The sequence below is a fragment of the Rhodococcus sp. P4_B6 genome (assembly GCF_056402215.1).
In genome coordinates this window covers 1-836 of record NZ_JBFUHV010000472.1, presented here as the reverse complement: position 1 = coordinate 836, position 836 = coordinate 1, and the positions used below count along the sequence as shown (strand labels likewise).

Below are 836 nucleotides of genomic sequence, written 5' to 3'. Positions count from 1 at the left end.
CAGCCTGACCATCCACGCCGGCGTCGACACCCACAAACACACCCACCACGCCGCGATCGTCGACCACCTCGGTCGCCCCCTCGCCGACCGCGAGTTCCCCGCCACCGACGCCGGCTACCACCAACTCCTGAGCTGGCTCGCCGGCACCGGCATCATCGCCTCCGTCGGTGTCGAGGGCACCGGCAGCTACGGCGCCGGCCTCACCCACGTGTTGCACGACGCCGGCCTCACCGTCGTCGAGGTCGACCGCCCCGACCGTCGTTCCCGACGGCGGCACGGCAAATCCGACCCGCTCGACGCCTACGCCGCCGCCACCGCGGCCCTGACCGGACGCGCCACCACCGTCCCCAAGACCCACGGCGGGGACGTCGAGGCAATCCGGTTCCTGCACAACGCCCGCCGCAGCGTGATCAAGTCCCGGGCCGAGGCGATCACCACCCTCAAGGCGATGATCGTGAACGCACCCGAACCCCTCCGCGCCGCCCTGCGCGGGCTGTCCGACCCCGCCCTGTTCGCCGCCTGTGCCGCGCTGCGTCCCGGCCCGATCGTCCCCGGCGACCTGACCGCGGCCGTCAAGACGGCGTTGCGGTCCCTCGCCCGCCGGATCCGCGCCCTCACCGCCGAGGGTCGGGCCCTGCGCACGAACATCGCGGCCCTGGTCGCCCACACCGCACCACGGCTGCTCGAACGGTGCGGCGTCGGTGTCGAGACCGCCGCCCAGCTGCTGATCACCGCCGGCGACAACCCGGGCCGCATCACCTCCGAGGGTGCCTTCGCGAACCTCTGCGGGGTCGCCCCGATCCCGGCGTCGTCCGGGCAGACGACCCAGACGACCC

The 836-nt window shown here is 73.8% G+C and carries 1 protein-coding gene; it reads left to right on the top strand.

The features are described from left to right. Window positions 1-4: 4 nt before the first annotated feature. A partial coding sequence (locus AC1DWT_RS51625; RefSeq protein WP_477926324.1) for an IS110 family RNA-guided transposase occupies window positions 5-836 on the top strand: 832 nt, incomplete at its 3' end.